Annotated in this window: 18 protein-coding genes and 2 pseudogenes; 7 read left to right on the forward strand and 13 right to left on the reverse strand. The window is 71.6% G+C overall.

What is annotated here, in order from left to right:
• Window positions 1–24 precede the first annotated feature (24 nt).
• The 3 genes from ABD331_RS18515 (at window position 25) to ABD331_RS18525 (ending at window position 1870) form a co-directional block, all read left to right on the forward strand.
• Window positions 25–234: a hypothetical protein gene (locus ABD331_RS18515; RefSeq protein ID WP_344476259.1), complete on the forward strand. Its 210-nt coding sequence runs from the start codon at window positions 25–27 to the stop codon at window positions 232–234.
• Between the two features lie 72 nt (window positions 235–306).
• A complete protein-coding gene (locus tag ABD331_RS18520; protein WP_344476261.1) occupies window positions 307–600 on the forward strand; it encodes a hypothetical protein in 294 nt (97 codons plus the stop codon).
• A gap of 292 nt (window positions 601–892) precedes the next feature.
• Complete coding sequence (locus ABD331_RS18525; protein ID WP_344476262.1) at window positions 893–1870, forward strand: HNH endonuclease; 978 nt, start codon at window positions 893–895, stop codon at window positions 1868–1870.
• 144 nt (window positions 1871–2014) lie between these two features.
• On the opposite strand, the gene ABD331_RS18530 is transcribed toward ABD331_RS18525, so the two are convergent.
• The 4 genes from ABD331_RS18530 to ABD331_RS18545 all read right to left on the reverse strand — a co-directional run bounded on the left by ABD331_RS18530 (window position 2015) and on the right by ABD331_RS18545 (window position 6461).
• The gene (locus ABD331_RS18530; RefSeq protein WP_344476264.1) at window positions 2015–2401 is read right to left on the reverse strand and encodes an ArsR/SmtB family transcription factor; all 387 of its coding nucleotides are present in this window, start codon (window positions 2399–2401) and stop codon (window positions 2015–2017) included.
• On the reverse strand, window positions 2398–3753 hold the full coding sequence (locus ABD331_RS18535; RefSeq protein WP_344476266.1) for an MFS transporter: 1356 nt from the start codon (window positions 3751–3753) through the stop codon (window positions 2398–2400). The genes ABD331_RS18530 and ABD331_RS18535 overlap by 4 nt, the downstream gene beginning before the upstream one ends.
• 53 nt (window positions 3754–3806) lie before the next feature.
• Complete coding sequence (locus ABD331_RS18540) at window positions 3807–5204, reverse strand: FAD-dependent oxidoreductase (RefSeq protein ID WP_344476268.1); 1398 nt, start codon at window positions 5202–5204, stop codon at window positions 3807–3809.
• 123 nt (window positions 5205–5327) lie between these two features.
• The gene (locus ABD331_RS18545) at window positions 5328–6461 is read right to left on the reverse strand and encodes a flavin-containing monooxygenase (RefSeq protein ID WP_344476270.1); all 1134 of its coding nucleotides are present in this window, start codon (window positions 6459–6461) and stop codon (window positions 5328–5330) included.
• An 80-nt stretch (window positions 6462–6541) separates the two neighbouring features.
• Here ABD331_RS18545 and ABD331_RS18550 point away from each other — a divergent pair, with 80 nt between their 5' ends.
• Window positions 6542–6901 (forward strand): ArsR/SmtB family transcription factor, encoded by a 360-nt coding sequence (locus ABD331_RS18550; RefSeq protein ID WP_344476272.1) that lies wholly within the window; start codon window positions 6542–6544, stop codon window positions 6899–6901.
• A gap of 16 nt (window positions 6902–6917) precedes the next feature.
• Here ABD331_RS18550 and ABD331_RS18555 read toward each other — a convergent pair whose 3' ends face one another.
• Entirely contained in the window at window positions 6918–7946 is a 1029-nt protein-coding gene (locus ABD331_RS18555; protein ID WP_344476509.1) for a Tn3 family transposase, read from the reverse strand.
• 67 nt (window positions 7947–8013) lie between these two features.
• Window positions 8014–9054 (reverse strand): annotated as a pseudogene (locus ABD331_RS18560) (Tn3 family transposase); the annotation flags it as partial.
• Window positions 9055–9366: 312 nt separating this feature from the next.
• Here ABD331_RS18560 and ABD331_RS61280 point away from each other — a divergent pair.
• Window positions 9367–9648 carry a hypothetical protein gene (locus ABD331_RS61280; RefSeq protein ID WP_344476274.1) on the forward strand — a complete coding sequence of 94 codons (282 nt, stop codon included), beginning with the start codon at window positions 9367–9369 and terminating at the stop codon, window positions 9646–9648.
• 76 nt (window positions 9649–9724) lie between these two features.
• Here the strand turns inward: ABD331_RS61280 and ABD331_RS18570 are convergent, their stop codons facing one another.
• The 7 genes and pseudogenes from ABD331_RS18570 to ABD331_RS18595 form a co-directional block, all read right to left on the reverse strand.
• Entirely contained in the window at window positions 9725–10171 is a 447-nt protein-coding gene (locus ABD331_RS18570) for a sigma factor (RefSeq protein WP_344476276.1), read from the reverse strand.
• Between the two features lie 242 nt (window positions 10172–10413).
• A pseudogene (locus ABD331_RS60950) lies at window positions 10414–10986 on the reverse strand (transposase family protein); the annotation flags it as partial.
• Between the two features lie 66 nt (window positions 10987–11052).
• Entirely contained in the window at window positions 11053–12036 is a 984-nt protein-coding gene (locus ABD331_RS18575; protein ID WP_344476278.1) for a BtrH N-terminal domain-containing protein, read from the reverse strand.
• Window positions 12037–12123: 87 nt separating this feature from the next.
• Window positions 12124–13587 carry an ankyrin repeat domain-containing protein gene (locus ABD331_RS18580; protein WP_344476281.1) on the reverse strand — a complete coding sequence of 488 codons (1464 nt, stop codon included), beginning with the start codon at window positions 13585–13587 and terminating at the stop codon, window positions 12124–12126.
• Between the two features lie 249 nt (window positions 13588–13836).
• Complete coding sequence (locus ABD331_RS18585) at window positions 13837–14655, reverse strand: class I SAM-dependent methyltransferase (RefSeq protein WP_344476283.1); 819 nt, start codon at window positions 14653–14655, stop codon at window positions 13837–13839.
• A gap of 125 nt (window positions 14656–14780) precedes the next feature.
• Window positions 14781–15182: a hypothetical protein gene (locus ABD331_RS18590; RefSeq protein WP_344476285.1), complete on the reverse strand. Its 402-nt coding sequence runs from the start codon at window positions 15180–15182 to the stop codon at window positions 14781–14783.
• A 2-nt stretch (window positions 15183–15184) separates the two neighbouring features.
• Window positions 15185–15730: a dihydrofolate reductase family protein gene (locus ABD331_RS18595; protein WP_344476287.1), complete on the reverse strand. Its 546-nt coding sequence runs from the start codon at window positions 15728–15730 to the stop codon at window positions 15185–15187.
• Between the two features lie 120 nt (window positions 15731–15850).
• On the opposite strand from ABD331_RS18595, the gene ABD331_RS18600 reads away from it, so the two are divergent.
• Together ABD331_RS18600 and ABD331_RS18605 are read left to right on the forward strand one after the other, a co-directional pair.
• Complete coding sequence (locus ABD331_RS18600) at window positions 15851–16834, forward strand: S66 family peptidase (protein ID WP_344476289.1); 984 nt, start codon at window positions 15851–15853, stop codon at window positions 16832–16834.
• Window positions 16835–17165: 331 nt separating this feature from the next.
• Window positions 17166–18698 carry an RICIN domain-containing protein gene (locus ABD331_RS18605; protein ID WP_344476292.1) on the forward strand — a complete coding sequence of 511 codons (1533 nt, stop codon included), beginning with the start codon at window positions 17166–17168 and terminating at the stop codon, window positions 18696–18698.
• Window position 18699: the final 1 nt, after the last annotated feature.

Below are 18699 nucleotides of genomic sequence, written 5' to 3' on the forward strand. Positions count from 1 at the left end.
CGTCCGGATGGTTACCCTGACGGGATGCAGATCCGCAGCCAGGTTCTTCAGCTGTTAGCGACGCGGGGCACCGATCCCCGGTTCCATGACTCCTATCTGCCCAAGACGATTCGGGCCGCCACCGGCTGCCGGCCCCACCAGGTGTGGGAGGCCCTCTACGGGCTCCTCGCCGATGGGTTGGTCTACATCGATCACGATCAGCAGCCGTCGGCGGACAACTGGCGGTGGAAGTAGTCCGAGCGCGGCCTGAAGGTCGTCAGCGGCGGCCCGTGGGAGCCGTGCGATCCTGAAGGTTATCTGCGCCGGATGCGCCGCCAGGCGCCGGACCTGCACCCCATCTCCTACCAGTACCTGGAGGAATCGCTGCAGGCGTTCAACGCCGGCTGCCATCTGGCCAGCTCGGTGATGCTCGGGGTGGCCGCCGAGCAGGTCTTCCTGGTCGTGGCCGAGGCGATGGTCGCCGCGCTGGATACCCCGGCAGAGAAGCTACGCAAGGAGCTGGACAATCCCAAGAGCTCCCAGAACGCCCGCTTCCAGGCGCCGCGCGCCCGCCTGGAACCGCTGCGCCCACACTGCCCGACGACCTGGGCGACATCTTGACCATGGATGCGGTGGCTGACCTGCTCAGGGTCACCCGCGCGGCCGCGCGGTCGATGAGGACAGGGACACCGCCTACACCCACCTGCAGATGGCCGCCCGCTACCTGGGCAAGATGACGGCGCTGGCCGCGCACTTCACCCAGCAAACCGCTCAGCGCCCCGGCAGCCCACACACCAGCGGCCTGACGGCTAGCAGCTGACATCGGCCCCGGGGCAACCTACCGGCCAAGCGTGAAGCGGGGCTGCCACGCCCCGGCCAGGGTTCCGCCCGGCACCCTGGCAGGGGGGCCGCCGTGCGGCAACTGCCCGCCTGCAGCCGGCGCGATGAAGCCGGCGCCAGGAAGCGCGCACCGCAAAACGCCCATGCGCTCGTTGCTCTCGCCCAGGTACGATCCCAGATCGTGAGCAGCCGAGCATCGGACGCGATGTCGGTGGACCTGTCCGACGGACGCGTCCTGCACCTGTCGACCACGCCGCAGAGGCCATCGGTTTCGGCGAGGATCACCCTGCTCGATACGATTTCCCGCCGTGTCTTCGACCACTGCCCCATCTGCGGAGATCCGGCAACCGAGGAAGAACACGTCCCGCCGGCGGCCATGGGTGGGGAGAAGCTGACCTTCACGTGTGCTGCGTGCAACCACAGGCTGGGCAGTCACGTGGAGGCGGACCTCATCGACTGGTACGACAACATGATCACGCTTCCGCGCTTCACCGGGCCCGGCGTCCAAAGCGCGAGAAGAACCCCACGCATCCCGCTCATGTGGACGCCCGAAGGCGAGTTCGCGTTCCTGCTGAGCGGGAACATCGATCCGGCGATCGACGAGATGCTTCGAAGCGGCGAGATCGAGTTGGCCGGGCTGCTTCCTGATGAGAACCGATACCGGCTCGCTCTGCTCAAGCATTCCTACCTGGCCGCATGTCTACGGTTCGGAATCCTCGAAGGGGCCGATAGCGATCACGTTCGCCGTGACCTCATCACCGCACGCGACGTGACCGGCCGCATGAACGCGCCTCATAGTCCGCTCGCCATGGGTCTGACCGTCATCCGCCATGACGGAGCGACGGCCTTGGCGTCGGCACCGCTCGTCAGAGCGGTCGTGCACCTGGATGAGGAACCGGTCGAGGGCGTGCTCTTGGTGGGCCGCGTCTTCGTCTCATGGTCCTCGACCTTTGATCCCGGCCAGAGCCCGCCGGATCAGAACCGGCACCTCCAGGTCAGCATGCAGGTGGGAAGGCCGATCAGCGGCACAGTGGCATCGGTCGACCCGTAATCCCGGCCACGTCTGCCGGACAGGACCATGCTCCGGCAGGCGTGGACTGATGCGTCCAGGGAGAGGGAGCCGGCTGTCGTTCGGCGCAGGTCGGCCCCACCGCCCGCCCGGCCTCCCGCGGTGCCAGGACGGCGACGCGACGTCTCAGCCGGTGACGGCAGGTACGGCCAGCGGGGTGAACAGCGCGCCGAGCCGGGCGACCTGGTCGGGGATGATCCAGTAGTAGACCCACGTCCCGCGCCGTTCGCTGCCGATCAGTCCGGCGGTGCGCAGCACCTTCAGGTGGTGGCTGATGGTGGGCGCGGTCAGGTCGAAGGCGTCGGTCAGGTCGCACACGCACGCCTCGCCACCGGCGTGCGAGCCGATCATGGACAGCAGCCGCAGCCGGACCGGGTCGGCCACCGCCTTGAGCAGCGCGGCCAGTTCGGCGGCCTCGCCTTCGCCGAGCGGCTGGCGGGCGATCGGCGCGCAGCACACCGTGTCCTGCGCGTCCGCACTCTTCGGGACGAGGGGCAGGCTGGTGGCGGTCATGCGGAAGCCTCCGATGCGGACGGGTGGTTCGACGTTCGTCTAAATGATAGGCGGTGGTAGCCGGCCAGCGCGGCGGCGGCGATCAGGCAGGTCAGCGTGACGGCGGTCATCACCCAGCCGTACCCGGCGGCGTGCGCGACGGCCAGGGCGGTGGCAGGGCTGACGGCCTTGGCCACGGTGGCGGGCAGGGCCAGGCGGCCGGACAAGCTGGCGTAGGCGGTGGTGCCGTAGCGTTCGGTCAGCAGGTGCGGCTTGGTGATGGTGCCCACGCCGAAGCCGAGCCCGAACAGCAGCACCGCGGCGATCGCGCCGGTAGTGGTGGCGCCGATCAGCGGCAGCGCGGCGGCGGCCGAGGCCTGCAGGGCGAAGATGGCGGCGGCGATCAGCGCGGCGGGCAGGCGGTGCTGCAGCCCGGTGGTGATTAGCCGGCCGGTGACCGACAGCACGCCGAGCAGCCCGGCCACGCTCGCGGCCAGCAGCGGCGGGTGGCCGAGGTGGATCAAGTAGGTGATCAGCAGGACCGAGATGGTGGCCACGCCGATGCCGTGCAGGGTGAAGGCGGCCCCCAGCAGCCAGAAGGCCGCCTGGCGGGTGGCGGTGCGCACCAGCGCTGCCCGCTCGCCTGCCCCGCCTCGGGGCGGGTCGGGAACGGAGGTGGTGGCCGGGGTGGGAGCCGGTGCCGGGCGATCCGGCGCCGGTGGCACGGTCCGGGCCGGGCGGGGCCGGCGTACGGCAAGGGCGTGCAGTGGGATGGCGGTCGCGCCGTACAGCAGGGCGAGGATGATCAGGGCCTGGCGCCAGCCGTGCGCCTGGGCCAGCGCGCCGGTGAGCGGCATGAAGATGGAGGAGGCGAACCCGGCCACCACGGTGAGGGCGAGCAGCGCCGTGGCGCGGGCCGGGGCGGTGAAGCGGGCGACGATGACGGCGAAGGCCGCCTCGTACAGCACCATGGCCGAGGCGACGCCGATCAGGGCGAACACCGCGTACAGCTGCGCCACGGTGTGCACCTGCGACCAGGCCAGCAGCGCCGCCGTGCCGAGCACCGAGCCCGCCGTCATCAGGGCGCGCCCGCCGCGCGCGTCCAGCCAGCGGCCCGCCACCGGCGCGCCCAGCGCCGCGACGAGCACCGAGGCCGTCAACGCCAGCGACACCTGTGAGGCGCCCGCGCCCAGGTCCCGGCTCATCGGCGTGAGCAGCACCGAGAAGCTGTAGTACAGCACGCCGAAGCCGATGGTCTGGGTGACGGCCAGCGCCGCCACCAGCCGCCAATCACCGCCTGAAGGGCGGCCCGGCAGGGTAAGGGGGCCACTCTCGCCGCCGACCGAGGCGGCGAGAGGATCGGCGGCGGGCATGGGGTTTCTCCTTGAAGGGGGGTGCGGCAGCGGGCGGGGGTGTTCGGTGGGCGTCAGCCGCAGCAGCCGCCGCCCTGGGACGCCCCGGCGGTGGCCAGCGGCAGCGGAGTGCCGAGCAGGCCGCCGCTGACTCCGGTGGCCAGCCCGGCCCGCTGCTCCTGGGCCTCGGCCAGACTGGAGGAGCACACCCCGGTCTCGGGCAGGTCCAGCTGCACGTCCCGGGCGGCCTCCCAGTCGCCCGCCAGCGCCGCGACGACGGAGCGGGCCTGCTCATACCCGGTGGCCAACAGGAACGTGGGAGCGCGGCCGTAGCTCTTGACCCCGACGGCGTAGTAGCCGTCCTCGGGGTGTGCGAGCTCCTCAGCGCCGTGCGGCGGCACCGTGCCGCAGGAGTGCGCGTTGGGGTCGATCAGCGGCGCGAGCGCCCGGGTGGAGCCGAGGATCGGGTCGAGGTCGAGGCGCAGTTCGCCGGCGATGGTGTGGTCGGGGCGGTAACCGGTCGCGCTGACGATCTGGTCTGCTGTCACGCTCTGCTCGTGGCCGGACGGGTCGCGGCTGATCACCCGCATCTGCTCGCCGTCGCGTTCGATGGCGTGGGTGAAGAAGCCGGTCACCAGGCGGATCCGGCCGGAGGTGGCGTGGGCGTGCAGGCGGGTGCCGAGCGCGCCGCGGGCGGGCAGCGCGTCGGCCTCGCCGCCGCCGTAGGCGCGGCTGGCATTGCCCGCGCGGATCGCCCAGGTGATCGGGGTGTCCTCCAGCTGAGCCAGGGCGAGCAGGGTGGTGGCGGCCGAGTGGCCGGCGCCGACGACCAGGACGTGCTTGCCGGCGTAGCGGTCGCGGTCGGTGCCGAGCACGTCGGGCAGCGCGTGGTCGACCAGGTCCGCCGCGCCGGCCTCGCCGTGGGCGGGCAGGCCTGAGGCGCCGAGCACGTTGGGGGTGGTGTAGGTGCCGGAGGCGTCGATGACGGCGCGGGCGTGCAGCTCGCTGCCGTCGGCCAGGCGGATCAGGAACGGCGCCGCGTCGCGGCCGGCGGTGCGGACGCGGTCGTAGCCGAGCCTGCTGATCGCGCTCACCCTCGCGCCCGTACGGACCCGGTCACCGAACAGCTTGGCCAGCGGCGCCAGGTAGTCCTCGATGAGCTCGGCGCCGGTGGGCAGCCAGTCGGGGTCGGGCGCGCTCCAGCCGTCAGCCTCCAGCAGACGGCGGGCGGCGGAGTCGACGTTGTACTTCCACGGGCTGAACACTCGGACGTGGCCCCACTGGGCCACCGACGCGCCCGCCTGCTCACCGGCCTCCAGCACCACGAAGTCGAGGCCCCGTTCGGCGAGGTGGGCCGCCGCGGCCAGGCCGATCGGGCCGGCGCCGATGACCACGACGGGCAGGTCACCGGGCTGGCCGGCCTGGCGGCTGGGCTCCAGTTCGACGGCGGTGGGACCGCAGCATCCGCTCATGACGCGTCTCCTCATGGTTGCGCGGGCCGTGTCCAGCCCGGGTTGTTTTGAAGAATGTCTAAGTAGCTTCGACGGCAGGATGCCCGATGGATTAGAGAAGTGTCAAATTAGATATATATCTAATCAGCGGGCGTGCGGAGGTGTTGCCGCTCCCGCGCGGGCATGCAGGCGGCCTCCGCGCGCGTGGCGGGCGAGCGCGGCCACGACGCGGCGGGCGTCGGCACCGACCCCGCGCAGCGTGTTGGAGGACGGGGTGCGCTGCCACTCCAGGCCCAGGTAGCCCAGGCCGGGATAGGTAAGGGACAGGCCGCGGCGCTGGCGGGGATGCCCGCCGGCGTCTACTGCGCCCAGGCCGGTGAGGTAGGGCAGGTTCGGCCGGTAGCCGGTGGCCAGCAGCACCGCGTCGACGCGTTCGTGGCCGTCGGGCCAGACCGCGCGATCGCCATCGAGCCGGGTGAACATCGCCTTGCGCGTGTAGCGGCCCTCGCGCAGCGCCTGGCGGTAGCGGCCGTCATCCAGCACCGGCGAGGCGGGCGGAGCCTCCGCGCGGGCCAGCGGCAGCCGGTCGAACCCAGTTACGTGGAACCAGAAGTGCAGGTCCCGGCCGAGCGGGCGCTGCTCGACGAAACGGATCGGCGCCCGGCTGGCCAGCGTCACCCGGCGCCCAGCGGCCGAGTCGATGGCCAGCTCGTGCGCGACCTGGACCGCCGAGTTGCCCGCCCCGACCACCACGACGTGCTCGCCGGGCAGCGAGGCCGGCGAGCGGTAGTCGGCGACGTGCAGCACCGGCCCGGCGAAGGTGTCCAGGCCGGGCAGGGCGGGCCGGTGCGGGCGGCCGAAGGAGCCGCTGGCCGCGATGACGGCCGGGGCGGTCAGCTCCTGTCCGTCGGCCAGGCGCACGAGGAAGCCGCTCTGGCCGGGCTCGCCGGCGGGGTGAACGGCCTCGACACGGGCGCCGGTGCGCAGCTCGGCGCCGCGCTCGATCAGGGCGGCGGCGTAGCGCTCCAGGTAGGCGACGACCTCGTCGCGGCGCGGGTAACGCTCGGGGTCGCCGCTGAAGGGCAGGCCGGGCAGGCTGCTGTAGCGGGCGGGTGAGAACAGGGCGAGGCTGTCGTAGTAGCGCGGCCAGGACCCGGCGGCCCGGCCGGAGGCTTCCAGCAGCACGGGCCGTAGCCCCTGCTCCAGGGCGGCGTGCACGGCGGCCAGGCCGGATTGCCCGGCCCCGACGATCAGGATGCGGTCGTTGTCGATGGGCATGCCGCAGAACGTACCGTCATTTTCTAATATGTCAATAAGTTGGTATGACGGTAGGGTGCGGTGGACAGGAAGGAGCGGGCATGGCCGAGACCACAACATCATCAGCCGCGCCGACGGATGTGCCGGCGGGCGGGACGGCGGGTGCCGCGTGCGCGCCGCAGCTGCCGCAGGCCGCCCAGGACTTCCTCAAGGCCCTGGCCAACCCCGGACGCCAGCAGATCATGCTGCTGTTCGCCCAGGGCGCCGAACTGTCGGTCAACCAGGTCGCCGAGCGCGCCGGCATCAGCCAGTCCGCCGCCTCCCAGCAACTCGCCCTGCTGCGCCGCGGCGGCATCGTCACCTCCCGCCGCGACGGCAAGGAGGTGCTGTATCGGGGCGACCGCGACAGCGTCGGCCGGATCCTCGCCGATCTGCAGGGTTATCTGAAATTCTGCTGCTGACCGCCCGTCGCGCTGGTCACGGCGGTGAACCGGCGACGGCGTCTCCCAGCTCCAGATGGCGGTTCATGTCGAGCTCGAAGCGGCCGTACAGGTTCAGGTGCGACCAGAACAGGGCGCTCAGCCCCCGCCGGTCGGCCGGGCTCAGCTGCTTCTTCCACGCCGGATCACGCAACACCATCTGGATCAGGTGCGTGTTGAGGGAGGTGATGGCGGCGGCCAGCAGGTACAGCGCCAGCGCCGAGACCTCGGCGTGCTCGCGATCGTCGCCGGTCAGATCCCCGGCCTTGCCGTAGAACAGGTCCTTGCTGGCGGAATTGAAGTTCTCCACCACGTTCAGGCCCTCGCCGATCTCACGCCGGAGTTCCTCATCCGCGAGGTACTCACAGATGAAGATCGTCCTGATGACCCGGCCCAGCTCCTCGATCGCCTGGTAGGTAGGGTGCTTGGGACCGCCGCGGGTGAAGCGGCGCAGCATCTGGTGGGACTCGGCGGTCCGCAGCCGCAGCGCGGTCGCGTACTTGATCATCTGATCGTAATGGCGGGCGATGAGATCCCAGTCGATGGTCTTGTTCGACACCACCGTCTCCAGGCGCGGCCACGCCTCGTCCTCACCGGTCCCGGGCCGGTACAGCCGCGCCGAGCCGATGTTCTTCAACCGGGGCAGCAGCTTGAAGTCCAGCGGCTCGGAGAAGGCGCCCCCCACGATGGAAGCGCCGTGCGCATCGGTGTACTGGCGATCGATGTCGGCGTCGGTCAGATGCCGCAGCAGGCCCTCGATCATCGAGGCCACTTCCGAAGCGGTCGTGCTCGTGACCTGGCTGTAGATGCACACCGACCGTCGTTCGACGTGCCAGTACACCATGATCCCAGGCCCGCCGTAGCGCTGATGCCACTCGGTCATCGCGTTGGCCGCCCACGAGCCGAACTTGCGCGAGTCGGACGCGCACGAGGTGCCCTCGCCCCACAGGGCCACATCGCGCGCCGTCAGCGTGGCATTGACGATCAGGCGGCTCGCGCCGCGCAGGTTGTCGCGGTTGATGAACAGCCGGCGGGGTGCGCCGCAGCGCCGCCTCGGTGTCGGCCTGGCCCACCGGCAGCGCGGCCGCGGCCACCCGCTTGATCCCGACGTTCGTACCCAGCCCGTACAGGCATAACAGCAACCGTCGCTGCAGCACCGCCTCCTCGGTGACGGTGCGCGAGGCCACCGAGGTGAACGCGGCGGGGTAGCCGGTGACGTGGGCGACGTCCTTGAGCACGTCCAGCAGGTCGATCACGCCCCACCGGCGGGAGATCTCCGCCTTCAGCGCCTTCAGGCCGGTCGGCTCCTCCTGCTTGTCCAGCGGCGGCACGCTGATCCACGGCTCGCCCTTCCTCCGCGTGATCGCCACCCCGCCGGTGGTGCCCTTACGCAGCGCGCTCTCCAGCCGGTTCAGCGCGGCGGTGTGGCGGCGCTGCAGGTCGGCGATGAACGCCGCCGGATCGCGCGGCTTGGCCAGAGCCTCGTAGTGCACGTCCCGGTTGTCGTCGAAGTCGGCCGGCAGGTCGGCCTCGGGGTTGCGCCAGGTCTTGCCGCCCTCAACCCAGATCTCCCGGCGACGGAGGGCCTTGCGCAGCGCGACCAGCGCGCACAACTCGTACGGGATGCGCTCGATCCGGCCGTGCTCGTCGGCCACCGCCTCCTGCCAGTCCTCGGGCACCACGTGCTCGATCGGCATCGTCTCGGCGGCATCGTAGAAGACGGCCTCGGAGTCGGCGTAGCGCTCCAGCAGCGCCAGCGCGTCCATCACCGGCTGGAAGGTGGTGTTGTTACAGCGGAAGCCCAGCGCGCGCAGCAGCTTGGGCAGCCCGCGCCGGTAGTGGCGCGAGTAGGAGCCGCGCAGCCTGACCCGCACCCGGGTCCGCAGCTCCTTCTCGTTCGCCTTGGCCTCTGCGATGATGTCGGCCAGCGTGGCCGTGCCCACCACCGGGTAGATCGCCGTGCGGACGAGCTCCTCGGGCAGGTCCAGGGCGGCCTGGGCGAGCCGGGCCAGAGTGCCGTGCTTGCCCTGCACCCGCCGGAACTCGCTGCTCAACTCGTTCTCGACCTTCCGCTCGGCCCGCACGCTGATCTTGTGCACGAGCTGGATCAGCAACTCGACCAAACCGTCGATCATCTCCGTCTTGCGCACCCAGCACAGCGCCGCCAGCAGGGTCAGCCGGATCGACTCCGGCGCGGCGGCGAAGTCGGAGGGGGTACATGCGCATCGCCCGCGCCCGCCACGCCTCCACGACCTTCTCCGAGGTCCCCTCGAACAGCGTCTCCGGCAGCCCGATCGCCTTGACCCGCTCCAGCTTGACGATCTCGGCCAGCAGCGTCTCCCGCTGCAGCGGCCCCGGGTCCTCCTTCAGCTCCTGCAAGAAGCTGCGCAGCGCCGCGCCTCCCTTCACCGCCCTCTTCCTCGCCCTCCGGGACGGGATCGGGAACCGTGATCAAGTCCTCCAGCGCGGTGACGGCCGCGGCCGGCAACCGCTGGACGGTGGTGGCGGTGAACTCCCGCTCGAACATCGCCTCGGCCGCTCCCGCGAGGCGCTCGATGCGCTTGGCCGCGGGCGGCTCCAGCCGCTCCTCCCGGCAGCGGGCCAGCAGCGCGGCCCGCAACCGCTCCCGTGCGGTCTCCACCGGGCAGATCTCGCCGGCCAGCCAGAAGATCAGCTTCTCCTCGTCGGCGACCGTCGGCTGCCGGAAGCCGTGGAACTGGCGGACCTGAGATCGGTGATACTCGATCGTGCTGCCCGCCCACTGGTCGTGACCACTACGTAATGAACCAGAAACATTACGCACAGTTACTTTGGGGCTGGTGGCGCGAACCCGAGCGGGGAGCCCTCCAGCCGACCCACCACCAGATCCGACACCTCGTCGAACGACCCGCGCGGCTCCAGCCGCGCCGCCCGCTCCTCCCGGTCCGTGCCCGCCTGCGCCGCACGCACCCGGTCGATCGCCCGCCGATGCGCGATGGTCAGCACCCACGCCAGCCCCGACCCCTTGCCCGGCTCGAAGCGGGCAGCGCTGCGCCACACCTCCACCAGCACCTCCTGCGCCACCTCCTCACTGTGCGCCCGATCCCGCAGCACCCGCAGCACCAGCCCGTACACCCGCGGCGCCAGCACCTCGTACAGCCGCTCGAACGCGCCGCGATCGCCCTTGCCGACCGCCTGCAGCAGCTCCTCCAGGCCCGGCGGGCCGCCGTCCTGGCGGTCCTCGCCCACCGCCGATCGGTCACGCGCTCCCATGCAGCCCCTCCTGCCCCTGCCGGCACAGCACCGGCCACAACAGCTTCGGAGCCGTCCGCGTAACGGATGGGTGTCCTGCCTGAAAACATGTCACCGGGCCGGCCATCGCGTCGTGAGGCGAGGCGGACCCGGGTGGCCTGGGCCGACGTGCCGGGCGAAGAGCTAGACGAGTGATTCCTAAGTCGGGTTAGTGATCGTAGGCGATCAGTGATCGGGTGACGGGCTGGCCGGTGTCGCGGTTGTAGGCCGGGACGGTCGGCGAGCAGGTCCGGGTCGTGCGCGCAGATGGCCATCAGCACCTGCCGTTCGTCGAGGTTGGGGGTGGCCAGCGCCCAGGTGATCGGCAGGCCGGCGGGGGTGCAGATCAGGTGCAGGCGCAGTCCCCAGAAGTAGCGTGAGTGGGAGCGGCAGTAGCCGTAGCCGGCCCAGCCGGCCAGCTCCGAGCGTTGGACGGTGGGGCGGGAACGGCCGCACTCGATCGGGGTGGAGTCCGCCACCCACACGGGGTCGGCCCACAGGTCGGTGTCGCAGGCCAGAGCCCGGATCGCGCGTTTGAACAGCGGCAGGGTCTTACGCAGGCGTTTGTTGTAGCCGGACTGGCCGGGCAGGTAGGGGAAGGCGCCGGGCAGGTGCTCGGGGACGTAGCGCAGCCAGCGGGCCTCGGAGTGTATGCCGAGCAGCACCTGGGCGACGGCCAGGGTGAGCAGTTCGGCATCGGTCAGTTTCGGTTTGCGTCCCAGCCGCGGCTGGTGCCCGAGCCAGTCGTCGATCCTGACGTACAGTGCGGTGAGAAGGGTGTTGAGGTCTGTCTTCACAAACCGATCGTCAACACCCTTCGTCATGAACGCACTCCACACCGCAGCGACTTAGGACTTACTCGTCTAGAGGCGGCGCAGCACCTCCATGGCCTCCTCCTCGATGCGGGCGAGGTCGCCCAGCAGGGTGCCCGCCTGCTCCAGGGGTGCGGCGTCGCCGCTCTCGCCCGCCTTGGCGATCAGGGCCGCCACGTCCGTCCACAGGACGGCCGCCTCGGCGTACAGCCGGTGACCGGTGCGCAGGCCGCCGCCGCCGACCAGCCGAGCGCCCTCGTCCAGGAAGTCGCGGAACAGGACACGGAACAGCGCGCCGCCGGTGCCGCCCCGCTCCATGAGCAGGGCGGCCTGCGGCAGGTCCCGCCGCGGCTCGGCCGCGCGGCGCAGCCAGCCCGGCACCAGCTTGGCCGCCTTGGCGATGCCGCGGTGGCCGAGGTTGGCGATGGGCGCGGCGAGGAAGGCCTCGGCGCAGTGCCGGACGGCGGGCACGATCTGGTCCTGCCAGGACGGCGGGCGCTGCGGCAGTGCGAGGGTGAAGGAACGGTTCCTGGCCGTCATCGGGCCGCGCTCGGCCCGCGCCGCCGCCAGCCCGGCCAGCCCCGTACGCACCGCTCCGCCCTGCTGGCCGGTGTCGACCAGGTAGGCGTCGTGCTCGTCGTAGCCGTACATGGCCACGACGTGCCCGCCGAAGTGCACCTTGGTGCCGAAGTAGTCCAGGTGGAAGGAGTCGAGCTGGAGCCCGACCGGCCTGCCCGCGTCGATGGAGGCGGTCACGTTCTGCCACGCCTTGCGCGGCGAGGCGGTCTCCTGGACCGTCAGCGTGAGCCCCAGCCTGGACGCCAGGTTCCGGGTCAGCTCGAACGGCTTGACGCGGCCACCGAGGAACGGGAACGGCATGCTCCTGGCGTCCCAGTAGACGAACGACAGGCCCGAGCCCAGCCCGAACAGCATGGGCTCGGACAGCTCCAGCCCCTCGTGCCGCAGCAGCACCCCCAGCGCGGTCGTCTCGCAGTGGTGCATACCGCGGGCCTCGATGCCCTGCACGATGGTCATGCCTCGTCCCTTCCCGTTCGCTCCGAACCCCCCATATGGTCGGGTCTCCCTCCGGGGGAGAGTCCAGCGGGGCGGCGCCGGCCGCGCTCATCGCGAGACCAGCTCGCGCAGCCGCCGGGCCACGGGATCGTCCGGGCGGGTGCCGAAGCAGAGGTTCAGCCACCCCTCGGCATCGGCCTGGAGAAGATCGTCGCGGATGGACGGGTCGGCGCCGCGCTCCAGCAGCAGGCGGACCACGTCCGCTCGACCGGCCGGGATCGCCCAGTGCAGGCCGGTACGCCCCAGGTAGGGTGCGACGTCCGGATCCACGCCACGATCGAGGAACCACCGCACGACCTCGATCCGGCCGTGCTGGCAGGCGTGGACGAACGCCTCACCCACGATCTCCTCCGGGTCGTCGGTCGCGGGCAGCCGGGACGGGAAACCCGCGCCGGTGTCCGCCAGATCGGGGCGCGCAGTCGCCGCGTCCGGCCGGAGGACGCCGTCCGCGTCGAAGCACGCCCGCACCAGATCCAGCCGCCCGCAGGCGGCGAACGTCCACAGCGCCGCCGGGACGATCGCGTAGACGGCGAGCAGGTCGACGACGTCCGTGTGGCCGTGGTAGATCGCGTTCTCCAGCGGGGTGGCGCCCCAGGCGCGGGTGCCGGGGCCGGCGCCGGCGTCCAGCAGCAGCCGCACGTACGCGAGCCTGCCGGAGCGGGCCGCCCAGATGAGCGGGAGGTCCAGGTCGGCGGCCTTGCCGAGCAGGACCTCCACCCCGGCGCGCGGCACACCGAGGTCCCTGCCGAGCCGGACGCCGGGGAGCGGCTCGGGGGCCGCGAGCATGCGCAGCAGGGTCGCGGCCTGCGCGGTGGTCACCCGGGCCAGGCGGTCGGCGTCGCCCGCCAGCAGGGCTTCGGCCTCGCGGTGCAGCCGCCGGCGTTCCTCCCGGTGGGCGCCGAGGTCGCGCTGGGACTTCTCGGTGTACGACATCAGCTCCCGCCAGGTCGGGAAGCCCAGCTCCCGGGCGATGACCAGCCGCGCGTCCCGAAGCTCGACGATCGCGGCGGCAGCGGAGGTCGGGGTGGTAGCGGAGGCGAAGGCGGCGGTGGCGGAGGTCGTGGAGGCGGTGGCGGAGGTCGAGGTGGAGGCGGTGGGCGAGGTAGGGGCGGTGGCGGAGGTGGTGCTTGCGTGGCGGGGCACGTAGGCGCGCAGCCGCCGCAGCGCGCCCGGGTCGCCGCGGCGCAGCTCGGCGAGGAGGGTGTCGGCCATCGAGGCGTACGTGTCCGGCTGGACGCCCATCAACCGGGAGACCGGCCGGTCCTCGGTGGCGCGACGGCCGGTGAGGTGGGCGCGGAACTCGGCCCACGTCCGGAACCCGTGCTCCTGCGCGAGCACGAACTGCGCGTCGCTGAGCAGGAACCGCCCGGCGGCCCGGTCGCCCAGCACCTCGGCGGCCCGCGCCCGGGCGGACGCCTCGCCCGCCGCGTGCGCGTGGTGCAGGTGTTTGGCCTGCTTGCGGTAGTACTCCAGGCTCGGACGGGCCGGCAGCTCGAAATGACGTGCGGACATCGCGACCTCCTCCGTCACCGAGGTCCGCTCGCCCGGCCGGAAAGAGGCTGGTCTACGTCCAGTGCGTCGACGTGGTCGATCGAGGTGGGAAACTCCCTGCCCGCGGACTGGCAGCGCCCTCGCACGCTCCCGTCCACAGTAATGATCGCCTCCACGCGAAGGCAACCGCGCGAAGGAACCGGCTCGTGGGCAAGCGTGCGTAGGCGCTGGCTCGTGGGTAAGCGTGCGTAGGCGACCGCTCGCGGACGCCTACTCCGCGCGCACGCCCGACGTGGACAGCAGCGGGATGCCGAGCATCACCAGCCGCGGATCCAGCGAGATCTCCGCGAGGAAGTGCAGGTCCCCGGCCTCCATCCCGGCCTCCGAAAGCTGCGGCGCCAGCTCCCTGCTGCCGAAGTGGGCCAGCAGGCACACACCGGTCCCGCCGCTCCACGAGCGCTGCCACACCTCGGTCTCGACCCGGCTCAGCCCGGTCCCGGTCATCGCCGCGTGCACGTGGCGGCACCAGTCGAGGTCGTTGTCGTTGGCCCGCAGGACGGCGCGGATGCCGCGCTCGTAGGCGGCGAACACGTCGTGGGCGCGCGGGTCGGGGGTGTCGAGCACGGACGCGGCCCACCGCGCCTCCAGCTCCTCCACCAGCAGCACCCCGCCGGGCGCGAGGGAGCCGGCCAGCCGGGCGAGCACCTCGCGGCGCTGCGGCACGTGCTGCAGCACGGCCCGGGCGTGGATGAGGTCGAAGCTGCCGGCGGGCATCGGGTCGGCGGCGACGTTGTGGCGGATGACCGTGAGCCGGGGGTGCGGGCGTACGTGCTGGGGCTTGACGTCGGTGGCGATCACCTCGCCCTCCGGTCCGACGCGGTCGGCGAGCCAGGCCGCGATCGTGCCCGCGCCTGCGCCTGCCTCCAGGCAGCGGGCGCCCTCGGCGACGCCGAGCCGGGCCAGCCTGGCGGTCGTGTACTCGTCGAGCATCTCGCCCAGCGAGCTGAGCACCCGGTCGGCGTCGGGCGCGTCGTTGTCGAAGGCGTACGGGGTGGCCGGGTCGTGGGGGTGCCCTGTGTGCGCGCTCATCGGCCCTCCTCGTTGGACCTCGCCGGCGGTGCTCCGGCGGCGAAGATCGGACCTGGCCGGAGTGTCGCAGGTCTGCGCGCCGGGAGCAAGCCGCCCCACGAGCAGGCGCGGGCGGTGGGACGGGGTCAGGCGCGGCCTCCGGTGAACGGCGGCTCGCCCTCCTTCAGCGGCCGGAAGCGCATCGCCGACCACACCTCGTCCACCGCCACCTGCCCGTTGGGCCGCAGCCCGTACTCCCCCACGATCGGCCACAACGTGTCGCGGTTGATGTCCGACTTGTTGCCCTTGGGGTAGGCGATCCAGACGATGCCGGGCTCGGTGAGCGCGGCGCGCTGCTCGTCGAGCAGCCGGCGGGCCGCGGCGGCGTCGGCGGCGAAGAACACCGCCACGTCCGCCTCCTTCACGGCGCTCGCGTGGCGGGCCCCGCCGGGCAGCGGCTCCACGAGCGGGCGGTGGGCGTCCTCGGAGATCCAGACGGCGGCGCCCGGCTTGATGAGCAGTTTCTCGGCGACGGTCTTGGCAGGCATGGTCAGGCCCTCGTGTAGGTCAGGTTCAGCACGCCGGTGCTGAAGGTCTCGGATCGGGTGAGCTTGAGGGGGATCTGCCCGATCCCGTCCTGGAACAGGCGCTGCCCGCCGCCGACCACGATGGGGTGCACCATCAGGTTGAGCTGGTCGAGCAGGCCTTCGCGCAGCAGCCAGATCACCAGGGTGGGGCTGCCGCTCATGCCGATGTCCTTGCCGGGGCCCTCCTTGAGCCGGAGCAGCTCCTTGCGCGGGTCGGCGTTGATGACGGTGGTGTTCTGCCAGGCGGGGTCGGTCAGGGTGGTGGAGACGACGTACTTGGGGGCGGCGTTCAGCGTGGCGGCCATGGGGTCCTTGGCGGAGTCCTGGAGCGGCCAGTGGGCGGCGAAGACGTCGTAGGTGTGCCTGCCGAGCAGCAGGGCGTCGGCGGCTGCCATCTGGGCGGCGACGGCCTGGCCCATCTCGTCGTCGAGGTAGGGGAAGTGCCAGGTCTCGGGCGCCTCGACGACGCCGTCGAGCGAGATGAACAGGTTCGCGACGATCTTTCTCATGGTGCTGGCTCCTTGCCTTCTCTGCGGTGGCCTCAGCCTTCCACCGAAAAAAATAATTGTCAAGGCAAGCCGTTCTGTCGGTGCAGCAATGCGGATGAAAGGCCGATAAGGTGCATGCACATGACCTATCCCCGCAAGCTGACCAGGGGCGATGTGGTGCGGGTCGTGGCCCCGTCCAGGTCCCGCGCGATGGTGACCGAGCACGACCACACCGGCCTCATCGAGACCCGCTTCGCCGAGCTCGGCCTCACCCTCACCTACGGCCGCCACGTGGACGAGCGCGACGCCTTCGACTCCTCGGCCGTCGCCTCCCGGGTCGCCGACCTGCACGACGCCTTCGCCGACCCGGCCGTCGCGGCGATCATCACGGTCATCGGCGGATACAACAGCAACGAGCTGCTGCCGTACCTGGACTGGGACCTCATCCGCGCCAACCCCAAGATCCTGTGCGGCTACTCCGACATCAGCGCCCTGCAGAACGCCATCCTCGCCCGCACCGGCCTGGTCACCTACTCGGGGCCGCACTGGTCGACGTTCGGCATGCGCGACCACTTCGAGCCGACCCTGCGCTGGTTCACCGAGGTCATGTTCGGCTCCGGCCCGGTCGCCCTGGAGCCCTCGCAGGCCTGGAGCGACGACCTGTGGTTCCTCGACCAGGACAAGCGTGAGCTCGTCCCCAACGAGGGCTGGTGGCGGCTGCGCCCCGGCACCGCCGAAGGACGGATCGTCGGCGGCAACCTCGCCACCCTGGGCGCGCTGCGGGGCACCCCGTACATGCCGTCACTGGACGGCGCGATTCTGGTGCTGGAGGACGACTTCGAGTCGCACGCGGCGACCTTCGCCCGCAACCTGACGTCCCTGCTGCAGCTTCCCGGCGCCGCTGGGGTGCGCGGCCTGGCCATCGGACGTTTTCAGCCGGCCAGCCACGTCACCCGGCCGCTGCTGGAGCAGATCGTCGCCACCCAGCCGGCCCTGCGGGAGGTGCCGGTGCTGGCCAACCTGGACATCGGCCACACCTACCCGCTGGCCACCGTCCCGATCGGCGGGCTGGCCGAGCTCACGGTCACCGGCGAGGAGGCGAGCCTCGTCCTGCGCGAGCACTGAGGGCCGCCCGAGCACTGACGATCACGCGAACGCTGACGACCACGCGAGCGCTGACGGCCGCCCGAGCGCTGACGGCCGCCCGAGCGCTGACGGCCGCCCGAGCGCTGACGGCCGCCCGAGCGCTGACGGCAAGTGTCCTGTTCTGGACGGCGCGTGACTGGTGACGGCCCCGCCGGGCGGGCGGATGCTGGAGGGCGCCACGCGGAAAGGAGGTCCGCACGGGGGCATGGTCGAGGTGCGCAGCCGAGCGTGGTGACCGATCACTGGCGGGCCGGCCCGTCCTGTGTCCGGGCCGGCCCTCGAAGATCTCCCCCTCGCCGAGGAGGCATTCATGGCGGCTCTCACCGCTGGGCGCACGTACGTGATTCGCAACCGCAAGAGCGGCAACGTGCTGAACGTCGCCGCCTACAGCACGGGTTCGTCGGCCAAGCTGGAGACCTGGTCCCTGCAGAGCGACCTGAACAGGCCCAGCCAGGTCTGGCACCTGTTCCCGCTGGACCAGGGCACCTGCCTGCTGGTCAACAAGCGCAGCGGTCACCTGGCCAACGTCGCGTCCAACAGCGCCCAGCCCTCGGCCGGTCTGGAGCAGCTGACCGACGGGGCGACGATGCACACGTGGATGCTGCGCGAGGCGCCCGGCGGCGGCTACCACATCGTCAACAAGCGCAGCGGCCTGTACATGAACGTGTCCGGCAACAGCAGCAAGCTCAGCGCGCCGGTGGAGCAGTACTACCTGCAGAACACCGCCGAGGCGGCCGAGGTGTGGAACCTGGAGATCGAGGACGAGTACAAGACGGTCCTCGACGCGGGGCACGTCGAGCGTGACCCCGCCGACGTGGGCGACATCGTCCGCCTGACCTCCTACAAGCAGCCCGCGAAGACGCAGACCGAGCCGGTGCTCATCGGCCGGGTCGCGCTGCCGTTCGTGATGGTGGCCGACCCGGCGCTGCCGCGTGAGCGCCAGTCGGCCGAGAGCCCGTACTACCTGCTGTCGCGTTACGGCTACTGGAAGCTGGTCTACTTCTTCGAGCACGGCGGCGCCTCCGAATACACCAAGACCCAGGAGGTGCGGGTGGGCTTGAGCACCACCAACGCCAAGGAGGTGGAGTCGACGGTGGGCATCTCGGTGACGGCCGAGGCGTCCTTCGGCTACGGCGGCTTCTCCGGCTCGCTCAGCGCGACGGTCAGCGCCGAGCTGAAGGTGACCACCTCCACCAGCACCACGCAGGAGTCCTCCCGTACCGACACCGTGTCGCGCACCTACCCGGCGGGCAAGCGCGTGTCCGAGACCATCTGGTACAAGGAGGACAAGTACGTCCTGACGCGGCTGGACGGCACCACGCTGACGGAGTGGGTGGTGCGCGACCCGGACACCTGCATCACCGACGCCTACCCCAGCGACGCCCCGCCCGCCCCGCCGCAGATTCCGCCGCGGGCCCGGCTGATCGTCAAGCACTCCGGCCAGGCCATCGACATCGAGGGCGCCGGCACGGGCAACGGCGCCCAGGCGGTGCAGTGGAACGCCGGCGGCGGCGACAACCAGAAGTTCGAGCTGCGCGACGCGGGCGACGGCTCCTACCGGATCGTGGCCAAGCACTCGGGCAAGGTGCTGGCCGTCGAGGGCGCCAGCACGGGCAACGGCGCCCGGGTGATCCAGTGGAGCTCCGGCTCCGACGCCAACGAGAGGTTCGAGCTGCGTGACGCCGGCGACGGCTACTACCGGCTGGTGGCCAGGCACTCGGGCAAGGTCCTGGCCATCGAGTACGCCAGCCGCGACGCCGGAGCCCGGCTGATCCAGTGGGACTCCGGCGGCGACGACAACGAGAAGTTCAGGCTGGAGCCGATCAGCGACGCGAGCTGGTGAG

The organism is Nonomuraea monospora (assembly GCF_039531895.1).
Lineage (GTDB): Bacteria > Actinomycetota > Actinomycetes > Streptosporangiales > Streptosporangiaceae > Nonomuraea > Nonomuraea monospora.